Below are 18,605 nucleotides of genomic sequence, written 5' to 3'. Positions count from 1 at the left end.
GTGAAAACGTGAAGGAAAGAACAATACAACCTGTTAATAACGGATTAAATGGCAACATTACAATTCCAGGAGATAAATCGATTTCTCACCGAGCTGTTATGTTCGGTGCGATTGCAGAAGGAAAAACAACAATTAAAGGTTTCTTGCCCGGTGCAGACTGTTTAAGTACGATTTCATGTTTTAAAGAAATGGGAGTAGAAATTACGCAAAACGGTGATGAAGTTACTGTAGTTGGTAAAGGATTAGAAGGTTTACAAGAACCGAAAGCTGTATTAGATGTTGGTAATTCTGGTACAACAATTCGATTAATGTCAGGTATATTAGCTAACACACCATTTTTCTCTTGCGTACAAGGTGATGAATCTATCGCAAAAAGACCGATGAAGCGTGTAACAAACCCATTAAAACAAATGGGTGCAAACATTGACGGCAGAGAAGAAGGAACATTTACACCGCTAACAATACGTGGCGGAGATTTAAAAGCAATTGAATATATTTCTCCTGTTGCAAGTGCACAAGTAAAGTCAGCTATTTTACTTGCAGGTCTTCGTGCAGAAGGTGTAACAGCTGTTACAGAACCACATATTTCACGCGACCATACGGAAAGAATGCTTGAAGCATTTGGTGTTAAAGTAAATCGCGAAGGGAAAACAGTGAAGCTGTCAGGTGGACAAAAATTAACAGCAACAAACATTCAAGTGCCAGGTGATGTATCATCAGCAGCATTTTTCTTAGTAGCAGGTGCAATCATCCCAAATAGTAAACTAGTATTACAAAATGTAGGAATGAATCCAACTCGTACAGGTATTATTGATGTTTTAGAGAAAATGGGCGCTACGTTCACTGTAGATCTAATTAACGAAGGGGCATCAGAACCAGCTGCAAATATTACAATTGAAACATCTTCATTAAAAGGAATTGAAATTGGCGGGGATATTATCCCTAGATTAATCGATGAGATTCCTGTAATCGCATTAGCGGCAACGCAAGCGGAAGGAATTACAGTAATTAAAGATGCACACGAATTAAAAGTAAAAGAAACAAACCGTATTGATACAGTCGTTGCTGAGTTAACGAAACTAGGAGCTCGCATAGAAGCAACTGATGACGGCATGATCATTTACGGAAAATCAGCTCTAAAAGGCAATACAGTAAATAGTTATGGTGATCATCGCATCGGAATGATGCTTGCGATTGCTGGCTGCCTGGCAGAAGGAAAAACAATTATTGAAGATGCAGAAGCAGTAGGTGTATCATACCCTACATTCTTCGAAGAACTTCAAAAATTAGCTAAATAAAGTGAAACTTTAATCAGTGGGGGGGGCTTCATCCCCCACTGATTATTAGTTGAACCAATCGGACTTTTACGGGCAGTTGATCTCCTACCTAAATTCTTTGCTTTCGCTAAATTTTGAGGTGGGGGTCTTACTGCCCGTTAAAGCGGGATAAAGTAACGAGAAGCAGATACAGGATGTATCTGCTTTTTTTATTGAATTTGTGTCGTTAAGTTCATATAATTTCATTCACCGTACTGCAATATTTTAAATTATGGTACAATTCAAATAAAGAAGGGGGGAGAAATTTATGAACGTTATACGATTAAAAGAAGACAAATTTAGAGAAGCATTACGCTTATCAGAATACGCTTTTCAATATACAGTAGATGAGGAACGTTTACAGCAACAAATTACAAAAATGAAAGAAAGTCATGAAATATACGGTATTATGGAAGGAGAAGAGTTAGCAGCAAAACTACACCTTATTCCATTTCATATTTACATAGGTAAAGAAAAGTTTAAAATGGGTGGCGTTGCAGGGGTAGCGACGTATCCAGAGTATAGAAGAAGCGGATATGTGAAAGGATTGCTTCAATACTCACTTCAAACGATGAAAAAAGACGGATATACAGTATCGATGTTACATCCATTTGCTGTTTCATTTTACCGTAAATATGGCTGGGAACTTTGTGCGGATCGTCTTGTATGTCATATGACAAAGAGTGATTTAGTTATGAAAAAACAAGTGAATGGTACTGTGAAACGTTTCAATAAAGAAAATCACCCAGAAGAGGTCGAGAAGCTTTATGAAACATTTGCAGAACGTTTTTCTGGTATGCTAGTTCGCAGTGAAAAATGGTGGTTACAAGCTGTTTATGATGATTTAACATTAGCAATTTACTACGATGAAAATAAAATGGCAGCTGGTTATATGTTATATAAAATAGAAAACTATAAAATGACAGTAGATGAATTTGTTCCACTGCACAATGAAGCACGAAATGGTCTGTGGAACTTTATTTGCCAGCATGATTCTATGATTAAAGAACTTGAAATGACAGTAAGCGAAAACGAGCCGTTGTTATATACATTGCAAGAGCCACGTGTGAAGACAGAAATAAAACCATATTTTATGGGAAGAATTGTAGATGTAGAGCAGTTTTTAAAACAATATGAGTTGAACTGGTACAATGTACAGCAAGAAGTGATTTTACATATTACAGATTCATTTGCTCCGTGGAATAATGTAACAGTGAGACTTGCAAATCATGAAATAATAATTGTAGAAGAAACAACGGAAAAAGGAATTAAACTGGATATAACTGCGCTATCGACAATAATGCTTGGATATAAACGTCCATTAGAACTAAATGGACTTGAACTAATTAGTGGAAGTGATGAGGCAATACGGTCATTTGAGAATTTAGTACCAGTGCGTAAGCCCTTTATTTATGATTTCTTTTAGTTTTCATGTATGAAGGTGGGCTATCCCAAGTGAAATTTCGGGATAGCTTCCTCTTATATTGTGAATTTTTGTCTGTAAGTCGATATAACTGCATTTAAAAACAGTAATTATATTTTGTCACACACTTGACTTTTAGTGCTTCTAATTTATAATTAAAAACGGAATGAATTTTCATTCCTGAAATTGAGGTGAAAAAATGGCTAAAAATAAACAAGAAGACATTTTTGATGCGGCAATACAACTTTTTGCAGAACGAGGTTATGATGGTACAACAATTCCGATGATTGCTGAAAAAGCAAAAGTAGGTGCAGGTACCATTTATCGCTATTTTGAAAATAAAGAAGCACTTGTTAATTCTTTATTTACGAAAAGTGTTTTACAACTATCAGAGTTAATAAAAACTGACTTTCCAGTCAACGCAAATATTCGTGAACAGTTTAGCCATACGTACAACCGTTTATTTGAATTTGCGAGACAAAATGCAGATGCTTTTCTTTTTACAAATTCTCACTGTGATAGTTATTTTCTCGATGAACATAGTAATGAAATATTCGAGGACTTTATGGGCTTCTTTATGGACTTAATAGAAGATGGAATCGAAAAAGGTTTTCTTCGTCCACTACCACCAATTGCTTTAATTATCATTGTATATCAACCGATTGAAAAATTAATTAAAGTAATGGAAACAGGGCAATTAGAATATACAGAAGAATTGGTAAAAGAACTGGAAGAAAGTTGTTGGAATGCTATTAGAATCATTTGATTCTATAGCGTTATAAGGACAGGAATGAACATTCATTCCGATGAGGGTATGAAAAAGAAAAGCAGGAGATGATAAATCCGTACAACTTAAGGAATGAATATTCATTCCGGATTTTGCGGTATAATAGAGCTAACAAGTAATTTAATAGAATGATAGGAATGAACGTTCATTCCGAAAAAGTATTTTAAAAAGAATAGGAATGAATATTCATTCCTTCCTTAGCAATTTTCATAACGGGAGATGATTAAAATGAGCAAGCTTAAAAGTTGGAGAAGTTTATCTTTTCTATTATGGATAGTTATTACTATTACAATGATCGTAACAATGCCTAATATGGATAAATTAGTGAAAGAAAAAGGGCACATTACGATTCCTAATACAGAACAAAGTAGTATTGCTGACAAAATGATAAAAGAAATGGATAAAGACGGGACTGAAAAGTATGACATTATAGCTGTTTTTAATAGTGGAAGTAAAACGGCTTTAACAACTGAGCAAAAAGAGGAAATAACAAAAACAATCAACGCTCTGCAAAATGAAAAAGAGCAATTAGGAATAGAGGAAGTTGTTTCACATTTAGATAATAAAGACTTGGAGAAACAATTAGTTTCTAAAGATAATACGACTATTTTAACGCAAATATCGGTAGATAAAAAACATGGTGAAATATCGAAAGTTTCAAATAATCTTCATGAAAAAGTGCAAACGAAAGGGGTAAAAACGTACTTAACAGGAAGTGACTTAATAGCGGGTGATTTTCTTAAATCCTCTCAAGAGGGAGTGAAAAAGACTGAAGTTATTTCAATCATTTTCATTCTTGTAGTATTAATCATTGTATTCCGTTCACCTGTTGTTCCGATTGTTTCTCTTCTTACAGTTGGGGTATCGTACTTAGTTTCAATGGGGATTATTGCTCATCTTGTAGATCAATTTAATTTTCCGTTTTCAAACTTTACGCAAGTCTTCGTAGTAGTCGTTTTGTTTGGAGTGGGAACAGACTATAACATTTTATTATTTACGAGATTTAAAGAGGAATTAAGTAAACAAGAAAACGCATTTTTAGCTACGAAAGAAACATTTAAATCGGCAGGAAAAACCGTATTGTATAGCGGGATAGCGGTACTTATTGGTTTTGCATCACTTGCTTTAGCAAGTTTTAAATTATATCAATCTACTTCCGCGGTAGCAATTGGTGTTTTAGTATTACTACTCGTTTTAACCACGTTAAATCCATTTTTCATGGTCCTATTAGGAAAAGGAATGTTTTATCCAGTTAAAAATTTTAAAGGTCATGAAGATAGCCGCCTGTGGGGAGCCTTTGCGAAAAACTCAGTAGCAAGGCCATTTGTAGCTTTAATTATTGTATTCGTGATATCGATTCCTTTCGTATTAAAATATTCTAACACACTTAATTACAATGATTTATTTGAAGTAGACAATAAGTACGAATCAAAGATGGGGATTAATGTAATAGAAGAGCATTTTCCACCTGGTTTTTCTTCACCAAGTACGTTAGTCATTCAATCTAACAAAAAATTAGATGAAGGGATGTCTTTACAAACTTTAGATGAGTTAACTGATAAAATTTCGAAAGTTAAAGGTGTTTCAGAATTATATGCACCGACACGTCCAACTGGAGATAAGATAAAAGAATTATATATAAATAAACAAGCCGGAGAACTAAATACAGGATTAGGAGATGCTAATGGTGGCATAAAAGAAATCAATGATGGATTAACGGATGCTAAAAATAAAATGGGTGGTAATGACTCAGACGGCCTCGCAAATGTTCAAAAGTTAATTGATGGAACGAACGAGGCGAAAAATGGTGTATCTGCTTTAGGGACAGCGTTGAATCAATTATCGAATGGAATAAACGAGGGGGCACAAGGAGCACAGCAAATTGAGAGTGGGTTAACTTTAGTAAGTGAAAATATAAATGTCCTATCTAATGCAACGTCACAGCTTCATGCTGGTTATGCACAGTTAGAAAAAGGTTTAAGTTCTTACGATCAATACTTCGGAAGTATTTCTCAAGCGATTGACGGTGCGAAAAAAGGATACGAACAAATTGAAATGTTAATGACCAATTTCGTTCAAACGAAACAGGAATTAGCAAATGATCCGAACATACTGCAAACGATAGGAATTGCTAAAGAGGCTCAAAAGCAATTAAGTGTACTATCAAAAGAATTAAATGAATTAGCGATGCAGCATAAAGTAGCTATGGGTTCATTTAAAGAAGCGAACCAATCGTTATTGAAAGTTGATAACGGTTTAAAAGAAATGACTAATGGAGTTAATAAGTTACAAAAAGGAGCAACTGAGCTTAAAAATGGATTAAATGAAGGTGCTTTAGGTTCAAAACAAATTGCGAACAAGTCATCTGAGTTACAAACCGGATTAACAAAAATAAATGATGGGCAAGGCCAGCTATTAACCGGATTGAAAGACTTGCAAGAAAAAATGGGGCAATTACAATCAGGCTTATCTAAAAGTACAGAAGGGCTTGGAAAAGTAAGTAACGGCCTGAATGACGCACAGAAATATTTAGGCGAGCTAAATGAATCAAAAAGCTCTGAAAAGTTTTATATTCCAAAAGAAGTTTTAGAGGGAGAAGATTTCCAAAAAGCTTTGAATACGTATATGTCACATGATAGAAAGACTGCTAAAATGACAATCATTTTAGGCGTAAATCCATATTCAAAAGAAGCGATGCCGATTATTCAAGAAATCAATAAAACGATAGATGGCACTTTGAAGGGGACGGAATTAAATAATGCGAAAACAGCAATCGGAGGAACAACAGCTAGAAATGTTGATTTAAAAGAAGTAACTGGGCAAGATTTCTTACGTACAGCTACAATTATGTTAATTGGAATTGCGATCGTATTAATCGTGATTACGCGTTCATTATTAAATACAATCTTTATTATTGGATCGTTACTATTAGCGTACTTTGCATCATTAGGGATAAGTGAACAAATTAGTATGCATGTTTTACATGTAGATTCATTAAGCTGGAATGTTCCATTCTTTAGTTTCATAATGATTGTCGCTTTAGGAGTGGATTATAGTATTTTTGTAATGATGAGATACAATGAGTTAGAAGGGGACCCAGCGACGAAAATTGTAAATGCATCTCGTCACATAGGGGCAGTCGTATTATCGGCGGCACTTATTTTAGGTGGTACATTTGCTGCATTAATCCCTTCAGGTGTATTAACGCTTATACAAGTAGCATCCGTAGTTGGCGTTGCGCTGTTACTATTAGCTATCATTGTTATGCCAATATTGTTACCTGCTTTAATAGGGTTAACGAGTAAAATGAAAAATTATACAAAGAAATTAAGCAAAAGAAAATAAAAGAATCCCCTTTTAAACGGGGATTCTTTTATTTAATAAATTTGTCCATCACGTCTTTATATTTTGCAAACTCTTCATCTTTCATATCGCCATTCATTTGTAAAAGAAAATTGCCTTTTGCGTGTGTATGAGAGAATACCGTAGGAGCAGAATTTCCTAATTTATCGTAATATTTCTTAACTTTTTCTAGGTCTTCTTTCTTTGTAATTTCGAATAATCGACCGCTTTTATCTTCACCAAGAGTTGGTACGACAATACGTTTTCCTTCTTTTTGAAGGTTATCAAATTTTTTTCGCGGAAGATCCGTTTGATTTTCTACTTGGAGACCAACATTTTTAAACTCAGTGATAATCGAATCGACAGTTACTTTTGTTTCTTTTTTTCTCTTGTTTTGGTTCAGTGGGTGTTTTTGTATTGTTACTTCTACATGCAGTTAAGGAAGCAATTGATAAACATAATGCTCCAATTATAAATATTTTCTTCAACATAAAACCACCTTAAAGTGTGTATGTAACTTTAATATAATTAAAAATAAAGGTATTATTCAAGTTTGAAAAGAAAGGAATAGCAATCAACCGTTGCTATTCATCCAGCTTCTACTATATAATAGCTATAGTCTACAATAATTGAGTCGTTATATGCGATTTTTAAGACAATCGGTGAGAAAACGCTGAAATAAGCGGTATTAGTAGGAGGACACAAATGATTACAGTAAGTAACGTTAGTTTGCGTTTCGCGGATCGCAAATTATTTGAAGATGTTAACATAAAATTCACGCCAGGTAACTGCTACGGTTTAATCGGAGCGAACGGTGCTGGTAAATCGACATTTCTAAAGATTTTATCTGGAGAAATTGAACCATCAACAGGTGATATACATATTACGCCGGGTGAGCGTCTAGCAGTATTAAAACAGAACCACTTCGAATATGAAGAGTTCCCAGTATTAGAAACAGTAATTATGGGTCACACGCAACTTTACAAAGTAATGCAAGAGAAAAATGCCATTTACATGAAAGAAGACTTTAGTGATGAAGATGGTATGCGTGCTGCTGAACTTGAAGGTGAGTTCGCTGAGCTTAACGGTTGGGAAGCTGAGTCAGAAGCTGCAATCTTACTAAAAGGACTTGGTATTGGTGAAGATCTTCATGATAAGAAATTGTCAGAATTAACTGGGTCAGAGAAAGTAAAAGTATTACTTGCTCAAGCTTTATTCGGTAAACCGGACATTCTATTACTAGATGAGCCTACCAACCACTTGGACTTAAAAGCGATTCAATGGTTAGAAAACTTCTTAATGAACTTTGAAAATACAGTAATCGTTGTATCCCATGACCGTCACTTCTTAAATAAAGTTTGTACGCATATGGCTGATCTTGATTTCGGTAAAATTCAACTTTATGTTGGTAACTATGACTTCTGGTATGAGTCAAGCCAATTAGCTTTAAAATTAACACAAGATGCTAATAAGAAAAAAGAAGAGAAAGTAAAAGAGTTACAAAACTTCATTGCACGCTTTAGCTCAAACGCATCTAAAGCAAAACAAGCAACTTCTCGTAAAAAACTTTTAGATAAAATTACATTAGATGATATTAGACCATCATCACGTCGTTACCCATTCGTTGGCTTCACACCAGAACGCGAAGTAGGAAATGACTTATTAACAGTTGAAGGTCTTTCTAAAACAATTGATGGCGAAAAAGTGTTAGATAATGTGTACTTCACTTTAAATAAAGGTGATAAAGTTGCATTTATCGGTCGTAACGATATTGCGATGACAACATTATTTAAAATCCTTATGGGTGAGATGGAGCCAGATAGTGGTTCATTCAAATGGGGCGTTACAACATCTCAATCTTACTTCCCAAGAGATAACTCTAAATACTTTGAGAACAGTGACTCCAACTTAGTTGATTGGTTACGCCAATTCTCTCCACAAGATGAGTCAGAAAGCTTCTTACGTGGTTTCTTAGGCCGTATGTTATTCTCAGGTGAAGAAGTTAAGAAGAAAGTTTCTGTACTATCTGGAGGAGAAAAAGTTCGTTGTATGCTATCTAAAATGATGTTAAGTGGTGCAAACGTAATCACACTTGACGATCCAACGAACCACTTAGACCTTGAGTCTATCACTGCATTAAACAACGGTTTAATCGCATTCAAAGGTACAATGTTATTCACATCTCATGACCATCAGTTCATACAAACAATTGCAAACCGCATTATCGAAGTAACGCCAAACGGTGTAATCGATAAAGAGGCTACTTACGATGAGTTCTTAGAAAATGAAGAACTTCAAAAACAAGTAGATGCAATGTACAAAGGTCAATAATAAATGATAAAAATCCTCGCTCTCGTTATGAGAGCGAGGGTTTTTTTAATTATTGTTTTTATGGATTGTGAATAATTATTCAACAATAGCTTTAGCGGAGGGGGAGAGATTTTGATGTTGCATATAGAGGAATGGTTGAGGTATGAATATACTTGAAATACGTGAAGAGATTTAATATACATAGAAAAAAACACATGCTTTCAATTATGAATTTAATTATATTACATTAATGTTCCAGAACTGGAGACATATTTATTTGCGAAGCAGTGAATAAAGGTATATAGTATGTGATGTCATAATTAGTGGATGAATCTTGGGAGAAAACAGGAAATGTTACAAATTTATTTTGTTAAATAGAAACCAAGGTCAAAATGTCTGGAAAGAAATAGTTGAATAAATACTAGCTTCAAATTATAATTACTAGTATTCTTCATATAGTTAAATAGATAAAATCTATGTGAAGATAAAAATTGAATAGAGAGACAGACTTATAAAAAAATAAGCCTTGGATGATCAAAAGAGGTGGAGAAATGAAACAATTCTTATTAAAAAGCAAAAGTGTGCTAAGCAATCATTTTGGATTCTTTCTGTTTGCCGTTATTTTATTTTGGCTTAAAACATATGCAGCTTATGTAACGGAATTTAATTTAGGAATTTCAAACACAATCCAAAAATTCTTGCTGTTTTTCAACCCGCTTAGTTCAGCAGTTCTATTTTTAGGACTTGCATTATTCGCAAAGGGGAAACGTGCTTACATTTGGTTAATTGTTATTAATTTGTTAATGTCCATACTTTTATACGCAAACGTAGTATATTATCGTTTTTTCAGCGACTTTATTACGTTCCCGACATTAACACAAACGAATAACTTTGGAGATTTAGGCGGTAGTATTTTTGCATTACTACACGTGTATGATCCACTATATTTCTTAGATACAATCATTTTAATTGTTTTAGTTGCGTCAAAATTTGCAAACCCAAAACCTGTTCGTGTTGCGAAACATAAAGTATCACTAGTATTTGTAGCAGGTATTTTATTATTCAGCATTAACTTAGGTCTTGCAGAATCCGATCGTCCTGAATTATTAACAAGAACATTCGATCGTAATTATATTGTGAAATATTTAGGGGCATACAACTATACGATTTATGATGGTATTCAAAGTGCGAAAGCATCAACAGAACGAGCGTTAGCTGATGGAGATAATATGACAGAGGTTAGAAATTATCTTGCATCAACATATGCAAGTCCAAATCCTGAGTACTTCGGTAAAGGAAAAGGAATGAACGTAATTTATATTCATTTAGAGTCATTCCAAAACTTTTTAATTGATTATAAATTAAACGGGCAAGAAGTTACACCGTTCTTAAATTCATTTACAAAAGATGCGAATACGTTATACTTTGATAACTTCTTCCATCAAACAGGGCAAGGTAAAACATCTGATGCTGAGTTCATGCTAGAAAACTCAATGTATGGATTACCGCAAGGATCTGTTTTTACAAATAAAGCTCATAACACGTATCAATCAGCACCAGCTATTTTAGGTCAACAAGGATACACATCAGCTGTATTCCACGGTAACTACAAAACATTTTGGAACCGAGATGATATATATAAATCATTTGGTTTCAATAAATTCTTTGATGCGTCATACTATGATATGAATGAAAAAGATGTAGTAAACTATGGATTAAAAGATAAACCGTTCTTTAATGAATCAATTCCGTTATTACAAACATTGAAACAACCGTTTTATACGAAGTTCATTACGTTATCGAACCATTTCCCTTACCCGATTGATAAAGCGGAAGCGACGATTGAACCAGCCAAAACAGGTGACTCTTCAGTGGATACGTATTTCCAAACAGCACGTTATTTAGATGAGTCTGTAAAAGGATTCTTGGATTACTTGAAGCAATCTGGTTTATACGATAACTCAATTATCGTTATGTACGGTGACCATTACGGTATTTCAGATAATCATGGCGCAGCAATGTCTCAAGTAATGGGTAAAGAAATGAACTCATTTGAAAATGCACAACTGCAACGTGTACCATTAATCATTCGTGTTCCAGGAATGAAAGGCGGCGTACAACATCAATACGGCGGAGAAATTGATGTTCTTCCAACATTATTACACTTATTAGGTACAGATACGAAAAATTATGTCCAGTTTGGATCTGATTTACTATCACCAGAGCATAAACAAGTCGTTCCATTCCGTAACGGTAACTTCGTAAGTCCAACAGTTACTGCACTGAACGGCAAATACTATGATACAGCTACTGGTAACGCTGTAGAATTAACAGACGAAATAAAACAAAATGAACAAATGGTTCAAAAATCACTAAAATACTCTGACCAAGTCGTAAATGGTGACTTATTACGATTCTACACACCGGAAGGATTTACACCGGTCGATCGATCGAAGTACAACTATAACCATCGTGATAAAAATAAAACGAAGGTAAAGACGACTGAAGACGGGGAAACGAAATAAATATTAAGAGCGCTACTCATATGAGTAGCGCTCTTGTTTGTAAATAGAACGTTGTCATTATAGAGAAACATCTTTAGTTTTTTGTTTCATCTTTCCAAAGAATACTACACCGGCAATGATAATAATGATAAATGCCCATTTAATAAAAGGGTTACTTTCAAAAAATGCAGCGAACCATTTTTCATCTACAATCATTTTTGCAGCAGTATAAGCTAAAACAGCTGCTCCAATTGTAATAATGATAGGATACCGGTCAACCCATTTTAAAATTAATGTACTGCCCCAAACAACTACTGGAATAGAAACTAATAGTCCAATGATTACTAAAGAGAAATTGCCATGCGCAGCCCCTGCAACAGCGAGAACATTATCAATTCCCATTAATGCATCAGCTATAATAATGGTTTTAATAGCAGACCAAAATCCTTCTTCTGCTTTAATATCATGATCTTTGCCCTCAGCAATTAATTTGTAAGCAATCCATATAAGAAGTACACCACCAATTAGAAGTAGCCCTGGTATTTTTAACAACCAAACGACAACTAAGGTAGCGAGGGCTCTAATCGCGATAGCTCCGATAGTTCCCCATATAATCACTTTCTTTTGTTGATCTTTCGGTAATCGCCTTGCTGCTAATCCAATTACGATGGCATTATCACCGGCTAACACTAAATCAATTACAATGATGGCAAGTAAGGCAGACAAATATTCGGCTGAAAGAAAATCCATACACATATCACTCCTTAAGAGTAATATGTGCTAAAGTGTTGATAATATAAAAAATAGGATTGAATTTGTATATTCAACCCTTAATGTTTTACTGTATTTTGATATATATGTTTTAAATTCTTATAAGTCGCTTTTGTAGTCTTTTTTCTTTTCTCTTTCTTAATTTTCGAATCATCTTATGAATCCGGTTTGCCTTTCTCTCATCCCATTTATCACTTCTGGTTCTATGAATAGACTTATCTTCCTTAGCACGAAAACGTCGTACTTTTTTACGAAAGAAAGAGGGATTCTACCAATGACGCCTTGTTTTTCTAATGAATCTTCTTTGCCTAGATACCAATCAGGATGAGATAATAAATAGTTGAAATCGAATATTATTCCGTATTCTTTATCCATATAGGTATACCATTCATCTAATGTGCACTTATTTTTTGTGTGTAAATATATTGATTGATCCATCAGTCATAGCACAGCACCAATAGCTAAAATAGCTCTATAGTACTCATTCTTTCGGTTTGGATAATTAGTTGCTTCCCAGACCCAAATAGGATAGTTACCTTCGTAATGAGGTAATCTTGTTTTAGCAACGCGCACCATCCAGTCATATGAATATTTATCGTCTACATCGATGACTTCTTTATTACCTTCTAAATAACCAAGTTTCTTAAATTGTTTCCAAGCTTCTTCAGTTTGTACTGTATATAAGATCATATAACGCCTACTTATAGCATTTGATGTTTCAAAGGTACATTTATTTGATTTTTTCTTGCTAAAAGGGAACGGACATACATTATAGAAATGCTGAATTTCTATATGAGAACATTCCAAAACGATAAAAAAGACTCAATAACCTACTAGAGGAAATCAAGTCTTTTTTATTACATACGATTATCATGCCAGAAGTTTAATGGGAAGTGTTCGTTCTCACTATAGGCTTCTAATTCATATCCTTTTTCTTTCAGTCCTTTAATAATACCAGGTACTGCTTTAACTGATTGTGGATGAATGTCGTGCATAAGAATAACTTCTGCTGGTTTATTAGCACCATTTAGAACGTTTTCTACAATTTTAGCTGATGCAGCGTCAACAGGCATTTTGTTATATCTCCAGTCTAATGAATCGATTGTCCAATCCCAAACTTTTAGCCCATTCTCAACAACTTTGTTACGAAGAGCTTCGTTTAATCCTGGCATTGAGCCGTAAGATGGACGAGTTAATACGGGGGATTTACCTAGAACGCCAGCGATTAAGCCTTGATCTTCTTTCATTTCATCTACGTAATGACCTTCAGTGTAAAGTTTTTTGTAGTTATGAGTCATACTGTGCATCCCAACGTAGTGGCCTTCAGCATCTTCACGCTTTACAAGATCAGGAAAAGCTTTTACATTTGAACCAATAAGGAAGAATGTTGCTTTTGCATTTTCTCTCTTTAACATATCTAAAAGCTCAGCTGTGTACTTTCCAGGACCATCATCAAATGTTAAGTAAGCTACTTTTCTAACTTGCCCATTATATTGTTTTGGAGCTTCTTTTGGTGCAAGAGATGATTGAATTTCACTTACAAGTTGAACAGATTTTGCTTCATCCTCTGTACTTGCTAGAGCAGTATGTGCTGATCCTAAAGCCGCTTCGTATGTAAATAATACTCCCGCGCAAATCAACATAGCCCTTTTTACTAAAGTTGTCATTCGAATTCCATTGTGCATAATTTTCCTTCTCTCTATAAAAGTTCTACTCTACTATATTAGCAATTATAGGGAGGTAATTGCAAAAAAACTTTTTTACAAGCGCAAAAAAGTTTGTCCAAAAGTATGCAAGATTTCATTATTTTGCAGGTTTACTAAAATGAAACAAGAATTGAATGAAAATGCATGTAATGTGTTCATATCTATAGTAAACCCAATGAGTGAGTTAGTAGGGGATTGAATACAGAGAATGCTAGCGAAGAGGATTTCTGTTGCATTAAAAAGCATCTGTAAAATTTCACATACCGTATTTAAAAAATAAATATAGGAAAACCAAAAAGTAATGTAGAATATATCGTACATACATATATGAAGTCAACATAAAAGATAAAGAGGTGGGCATATGTTACTTGAGGAAGTAATGCGGCAACTAGAGGAATATGGAACAGAACAAAATTGTAAAACGTATAAAAACCATGGAGCGAAAGAGCCACTATTCGGAGTTAGTTTTGCTAATTTAAAATTGTTAAAAAAGAAGATAAAAAAAGATCATGATTTAGCAATTTTATTATGGGAAACAAAAAATATGGATGCAATGACTTTAGCAACAATGATATTAGATCCAAAGAAAGTCACGACAAAACTGCTAAATAAATGGGTACAGGAAGTTGATTATTATTGTTTAATGGACGTTTTGATGACGGCTATTTGTACGTCGCCAATTGCGATAGAAAGAATGGAAGAATGGACAAAGTCTGATGATGAATGGATTGGAAGAGCAGGTTGGTCTTTATTAGCAAATATAGCGATTAAAAATAAAACGTTATATGATGATTTCTTCTCATCTTATTTAGAAGAAATTAAAACAAATATACATAATGAAAAAAATAGAAAAAAAGAAGCGATGAATCGTGCTTTAATTGCGATAGGCATTCGTAATGAAGACTTAGAGCGAAAAGCGATTGAAATTGCACGTGTAATTGGAAAAGTACAGGTTGATCACGGGGCAACATCATGCAAAACACCAGACGCAGAACCGTATATAAAAAAAGCGAGAGAAAGAGCTGAAAAAAAGAAAGTGAAATAAGAAAAGGGGAACGGTTATGAAAGCAATGGAAGCGGCAAAAAGCATAATTACATCACAATTTCCGAATTGTGATGTAGCTTTACTTGGAGGAAGCGTTGCAAGAGGAGAAGCGACAAAAACATCGGATCTGGACATTGTAATAATAGATCGTAGTTTGTCATCTTGTTATAGAGAATCTTTCTATAGTAATGGATGGCCAGTTGAGGTATTTGTACATAATTTTGAAACGTTAAAAACCTTTTTTAAAATGGATTGTGACCGCGGAAGACCTTCGTTACCACAATTAGTTGCAGAAGGTATTGTGTTAAAAGGGGAAGATGAAATTGTTGAGAAATTAAAAAGCGAAGCGAATGAGTTACTAAATAAAGGACCAGCTAAATGGACAGAAGAAATGATGGAGCAGAAGCGTTATTTTATTACAGATACTTTGGATGATTTTATTGGTGCATCAAAAAGAGAAGAAGAGTTGTTTATCGCGAATTTATTAGCTGGTTTATTACATGAATATGTATTAAGGGTAAATGGGAAATGGCTTGGAAGTTCAAAATGGTTTATAAGGGTACTTAGAATATATGATGAACATTACGCAGATCAATTTGTAGCGGCGTTCGATCATTTTTATACAACAGGAGAGAAAATGAAATTAATTACTTTTGTAGAAAAAACGCTAGAACAGTATGGAGGAAGAATGTTCGAAGGGTTTTCTATAGGAAAATAAGAAGGGGATAACACAATGAATGTACCAGTTGTTCAATTAAGAGAACTGACACTAGATGATGTAGAAGATCGATATCAATGGTCATTAGATACACAGGTAACGAAATATTTAGTTGTACCAGATCAATATCCACCGTTCACTCGTGAAGATACGAAAATATGGATTGAAGCATGTATAAATCGAAAAAATGGTTATGAACAAAGAGCTATCACTGCAGAGAACGGCATACATATTGGATGGGTAGATCTTAAAAACTTTGATAAGACAAATAAAAATGCAGAACTGGGAATCGCGATTGGTAATAAAGAGTATTGGGGCAAAGGATATGGAATAGCAGCTCTATATGGTATGTTACAGCTAGCATTCTTTGAATTTAAATTAGAAAAAGTTTGGCTACGTGTAGACGAAGATAATTTTCAAGCTAGAAAGAGCTATGAAAAGGCTGGTTTTGTTTGTGAAGGACTAATGAGAAATGATCGATTACGTCAAGGGAAGTTCATTCATCGTTATCGCTATAGTATGTTAAGAGAAGAATACGAATCTATAAATAGTAGTTTATAAAAATATTATGTTAACTTTAAGGGGCTGAAGAAATATGATTCGATTACTTACGAAAGAAGATGCAAAAAAATATTGGGACTTACGTTTACAGGCATTACAAGTAAATCCAGAGGCATTTGTAACAACTTATGAAGAGGCGATTCGTCAAGAAAACCCGATTAAGCGAGTGGAAAGAAATTTAACAGCTGCTACTAGTTGTACATTCGGTGCTTTTAATGAAGATCATCAATTAGTTGGAGTTGTCACTTTACTAACAGAAGAGAAAGAGGCGTATAAACATAAAGGACATATCGTTGCGATGTATGTAGATGCAAGTAATCGAAGAAGTGGCCTTGCACGTGAGTTAATACGTAAGGTAATTGAAAGAGCAAGAGAAATGGACTTGGAACAATTGACCTTAGGTGTTGTGTCTACAAACGTGCCAGCAAAGAAGTTTTATGAATCAATGGGCTTTAAAACGTATGGGATTGAAAAGAGAGCTATAAAGATGAATGGTGTGTATAGTGATGATGAACATATGGTGTTGTTCTTGTAAGAGAGGGAGTTTAGTATGAAAGATCTTTATATAGACAAAAATATAAACCCGCAAGTAGCAATTTTGTATGCGACGGTTACTGATACATTTAAAAGACTGCAAAAGTTAGTGGAAGGAACTGACGAAAAAGAGCTGGCATTTAAAGGAACAGAAAATAATGAAAATAGTATTGGACAACTACTTCAACATTTAGCAGTTGTCGATTTACATTGGGTGTACCGCTTAAAAGGAGAAGCAATTCCACAGGTACTTGATAATATATATGGACCTATGTTAAATGAAGTAGGAAAACTGCCAAGAGTAAGAAAACAGACGTTGCAACAATTAATGCAAGATTATGAAGTTGTTCAACATATGCTTTATGAGGAGTGTATGAAACTAACAGAAAATGATTTAACACGAGAAGTTTTTTATGAAAAGGGAGAAAATACGACTATAAGATGGGGGATATGGCATATAGCTGATCATAATCGATACCATCAGGCTCATATTAGTCGTTTAAGAAGACTATATAGTGCTAGAATTCATGCGAGATAAAGAGTTCGAATTTTAATTATATTTATTTTGTTGTATAGTATAAGAAGAAACTAAACAAGGGGTTTTATCATGAAAGCTATTGCAGTAGGGATATTGGCATCATTTTTCTTTGCCTTTACCTTCGTTTTAAACCGGGCGATGGACTTAGAAGGTGGAAGCTGGATTTGGAGTGCTTCATTACGGTACTACTTTATGGTTCCAATGCTTTTACTTATTGTCATGTATAGGGGAAACTTAAAGCAACTCTTTCAATTTATGAAAAACAATCCGAAAGAATGGTTAGTGTGGAGTATCGTTGGATTTGGTCTCTTCTATGCACCACTTAGTTTTGCTGGAGCTTTTGGACCTGGTTGGCTCGTTGCATCAACATGGCAAATTACGATCGTCGCAGGGATTTTGTTAACACCATTTTTTGCGGTAGATCCATTACATAAAAAACTCCCAATGAAGGAATTAGTTATGTCGGGTATTATTTTATGCGGTGTTGTACTCATGCAAGTAGAACATGCTTCGTCGTTAGGAATTCGTGAAACTGTTTTATGTGTCGTTCCTGTACTTATTGCAGCGTTTGCGTATCCTCTTGGAAACCGAAAAATGATGCAAGTTTGTAAAGGGGAGTTAGATGTATTCCAGCGAGTTCTTGGTATGACATTAGCAAGCTTACCATTTTGGTTTTTACTATCTGGTTATGAAGTATCAACAGGTGGTCTACCGTCAATTAGCCAAGTTTTCCAATGTTTTATTGTAGCGGTTAGTTCTGGTTTAATCGCGACCGTACTATTCTTCTTTGCGACAGATCTTGTAAAAGATGATCCACAAAAACTAGCAACAGTGGAAGCAACTCAGTCTGGGGAGGTTTTATTTGCGCTAGTAGGAGAACTTATCTTGTTATCTGCACCAATTCCGTCATCTTTATCTTGGATTGGTATGAGCCTCGTTATTATCGGAATGATACTACATAGTTATGTAGCGGTCGTTGTGAAGAAAGAAGAAAAAATAACTGCGTAATGAGATTAGCTCTATATATAAAGAGCTAATCTTTTTTCGTAC

General features: G+C 34.5%; 14 protein-coding genes and 2 pseudogenes. 12 read left to right on the top strand and 4 right to left on the bottom strand.

What is annotated here, in order from left to right:
* Nucleotides 1-8 precede the first annotated feature (8 nt).
* The 4 genes from aroA (at nt 9) to ATN06_RS14805 (ending at nt 6,871) form a co-directional block, all read left to right on the top strand.
* On the top strand, nt 9-1,298 hold the full coding sequence (gene aroA / locus ATN06_RS14820; RefSeq protein ID WP_060631279.1) for a 3-phosphoshikimate 1-carboxyvinyltransferase: 1,290 nt from the start codon (nt 9-11) through the stop codon (nt 1,296-1,298).
* A gap of 286 nt (nt 1,299-1,584) precedes the next feature.
* Complete coding sequence (locus ATN06_RS14815) at nt 1,585-2,742, top strand: GNAT family N-acetyltransferase (RefSeq protein ID WP_060631278.1); 1,158 nt, start codon at nt 1,585-1,587, stop codon at nt 2,740-2,742.
* A 196-nt stretch (nt 2,743-2,938) separates the two neighbouring features.
* The gene (locus ATN06_RS14810; RefSeq protein ID WP_001107293.1) at nt 2,939-3,505 is read left to right on the top strand and encodes a TetR family transcriptional regulator; all 567 of its coding nucleotides are present in this window, start codon (nt 2,939-2,941) and stop codon (nt 3,503-3,505) included.
* Nucleotides 3,506-3,754: 249 nt separating this feature from the next.
* Complete coding sequence (locus tag ATN06_RS14805; RefSeq protein ID WP_060631277.1) at nt 3,755-6,871, top strand: MMPL family transporter; 3,117 nt, start codon at nt 3,755-3,757, stop codon at nt 6,869-6,871.
* Between the two features lie 28 nt (nt 6,872-6,899).
* Here ATN06_RS14805 and ATN06_RS29470 read toward each other — a convergent pair.
* Nucleotides 6,900-7,356: pseudogene (locus ATN06_RS29470) on the bottom strand (stress protein).
* A gap of 217 nt (nt 7,357-7,573) precedes the next feature.
* Here ATN06_RS29470 and ATN06_RS14800 point away from each other — a divergent pair.
* Together ATN06_RS14800 and ATN06_RS14795 are read left to right on the top strand one after the other, a co-directional pair.
* Nucleotides 7,574-9,199, top strand: coding sequence for an ABC-F family ATP-binding cassette domain-containing protein (locus ATN06_RS14800; protein WP_060631276.1), 1,626 nt, complete (start codon nt 7,574-7,576; stop codon nt 9,197-9,199).
* Between the two features lie 530 nt (nt 9,200-9,729).
* A complete protein-coding gene (locus ATN06_RS14795; RefSeq protein WP_060631275.1) occupies nt 9,730-11,703 on the top strand; it encodes a lipoteichoic acid synthase in 1,974 nt (657 codons plus the stop codon).
* Between the two features lie 57 nt (nt 11,704-11,760).
* Here ATN06_RS14795 and ATN06_RS14790 read toward each other — a convergent pair whose 3' ends face one another.
* From ATN06_RS14790 to ATN06_RS14780, 3 genes and pseudogenes are all read right to left on the bottom strand, one after another.
* Nucleotides 11,761-12,432: a TerC family protein gene (locus ATN06_RS14790; RefSeq protein WP_060631274.1), complete on the bottom strand. Its 672-nt coding sequence runs from the start codon at nt 12,430-12,432 to the stop codon at nt 11,761-11,763.
* 112 nt (nt 12,433-12,544) lie between these two features.
* Nucleotides 12,545-13,143, bottom strand: a pseudogene (locus ATN06_RS14785) (DUF3841 domain-containing protein).
* A gap of 167 nt (nt 13,144-13,310) precedes the next feature.
* Nucleotides 13,311-14,138, bottom strand: a complete 828-nt coding sequence (locus ATN06_RS14780) for a peptidoglycan-N-acetylglucosamine deacetylase (protein WP_016087433.1) — start codon at nt 14,136-14,138, stop codon at nt 13,311-13,313.
* A gap of 382 nt (nt 14,139-14,520) precedes the next feature.
* Between ATN06_RS14780 and ATN06_RS14775 the strand changes: the two genes are divergently transcribed.
* The 6 genes from ATN06_RS14775 to ATN06_RS14750 all read left to right on the top strand — a co-directional run bounded on the left by ATN06_RS14775 (nt 14,521) and on the right by ATN06_RS14750 (nt 18,563).
* The gene (locus ATN06_RS14775; RefSeq protein WP_060631273.1) at nt 14,521-15,204 is read left to right on the top strand and encodes a DNA alkylation repair protein; all 684 of its coding nucleotides are present in this window, start codon (nt 14,521-14,523) and stop codon (nt 15,202-15,204) included.
* A 16-nt stretch (nt 15,205-15,220) separates the two neighbouring features.
* Complete coding sequence (locus ATN06_RS14770; protein WP_060631272.1) at nt 15,221-15,922, top strand: nucleotidyltransferase domain-containing protein; 702 nt, start codon at nt 15,221-15,223, stop codon at nt 15,920-15,922.
* Nucleotides 15,923-15,937: 15 nt separating this feature from the next.
* Nucleotides 15,938-16,483 carry a GNAT family N-acetyltransferase gene (locus tag ATN06_RS14765; RefSeq protein ID WP_060631271.1) on the top strand — a complete coding sequence of 182 codons (546 nt, stop codon included), beginning with the start codon at nt 15,938-15,940 and terminating at the stop codon, nt 16,481-16,483.
* Between the two features lie 34 nt (nt 16,484-16,517).
* On the top strand, nt 16,518-17,018 hold the full coding sequence (locus ATN06_RS14760; RefSeq protein WP_060631270.1) for a GNAT family N-acetyltransferase: 501 nt from the start codon (nt 16,518-16,520) through the stop codon (nt 17,016-17,018).
* 15 nt (nt 17,019-17,033) lie between these two features.
* Complete coding sequence (locus tag ATN06_RS14755; protein WP_060631269.1) at nt 17,034-17,555, top strand: DinB family protein; 522 nt, start codon at nt 17,034-17,036, stop codon at nt 17,553-17,555.
* 69 nt (nt 17,556-17,624) lie between these two features.
* A complete protein-coding gene (locus ATN06_RS14750; RefSeq protein ID WP_060631268.1) occupies nt 17,625-18,563 on the top strand; it encodes a DMT family transporter in 939 nt (312 codons plus the stop codon).
* Nucleotides 18,564-18,605: the final 42 nt, after the last annotated feature.

Origin of the sequence: Bacillus thuringiensis, assembly GCF_001455345.1 — a bacterium.
GTDB classification, from domain to species: Bacteria; Bacillota; Bacilli; order Bacillales; family Bacillaceae_G; genus Bacillus_A; species Bacillus_A thuringiensis_N.
The sequence above is the reverse complement of the archived record's forward strand: the minus strand, read 5'-3'. Positions and strand labels throughout refer to the sequence as shown.